Source organism: Streptomyces abyssalis (assembly GCF_001751365.1).
GTDB classification, from domain to species: Bacteria; Actinomycetota; Actinomycetes; order Streptomycetales; family Streptomycetaceae; genus Streptomyces; species Streptomyces abyssalis.
The window spans coordinates 1-205 of record NZ_LJGT01000002.1 but is presented as its reverse complement, the minus strand read 5'-3'; the positions used below and the strand labels follow the sequence as shown (position 1 = coordinate 205).

Annotated in this window: 1 pseudogene; it reads right to left on the bottom strand. The window is 64.4% G+C overall.

Annotation, left to right across the window (positions count from 1 at the left end):
* Nucleotides 1-205: pseudogene (locus AN215_RS00010) on the bottom strand (hypothetical protein); the annotation flags it as partial.

Genomic DNA, 205 nt, shown 5'->3' with positions numbered 1-205 from the left:
GGCGGCTTCGCGGGTGATCCAGCCGACCTCGCCGGGCTTGACCTCGACGTTGGTCTGCTCCTGCTCGGTGTGCGAGCTCTCCCAGGAGTGGCTGTAGCTCGCCTCGATGGTCACGCTGAAGAGTTTGGTGAAGCCGTACTGGGCCTTCATGGAGACGCCGACGGTGTTGGTCTCTCCGGTGGTGTCGGACCATCCGACGGTCGAA